The sequence below is a fragment of the Massilia sp. P2_C2 genome, assembly GCF_056404615.1.
Genome location: NZ_JBFUDR010000684.1, coordinates 1 through 535 on the forward strand (window position 1 = coordinate 1; position 535 = coordinate 535).

1 protein-coding gene is annotated in these 535 nt (G+C 61.3%); it reads right to left on the reverse strand.

Annotated features, from left to right (window positions below; all coding sequences use genetic code 11):
* Positions 1–296, reverse strand: a 296-nt coding sequence (locus tag AC1DYX_RS31855) for a GntR family transcriptional regulator (RefSeq protein ID WP_477266290.1), incomplete at its 3' end; no start/stop codon positions are given.
* Positions 297–535: the final 239 nt, after the last annotated feature.

Genomic DNA, 535 nt, shown 5'->3' on the forward strand with positions numbered 1-535 from the left:
TCTTCGGAGAACGACGTCAGCTTGGCGAAATTCTTTTCGATGCGCGTGTTGATGAAGTTGCCGGAACCCGCGCGGCGCACGAGCAGGCCTTCCTCGACGAGGCCGTCGATGGCCTTGCGCACGGTGATGCGCGAGATGTCCAGTTCGGACGCCAGCTGGCGCTCGGCCGGCAGCGCTTCCGCGGGGCCGTAGATGCCGCGGTCGATTGCTTCGCGCAGCGCGCGCTGCAGCTGCTGGTACAGCGGCAGGTTGCTGGTGGCGGAAAGCTGGTGCATCAACTGCGCGAGGTGGGACATGCTCCGGGTTTCGGTGGGGGCGAATGATCCGGAGATGATACCAAAAAAAGACCGCTTCGCCGAGGTGGTCCTGTCACTTCGGCTGCGGATTGGAGCTTAGAAAATTCGGGGTCAGAGCACTTTTTCGAGCATGAGCTTTGAAGCAAGCTAGTTCGCAGCCGCGTGTCATCCGCTCCCATCGCATGGCGTCATGTCGAGACTGTGCAATGGCGTCGGCAGATAGGTGTCCATCCGGACAT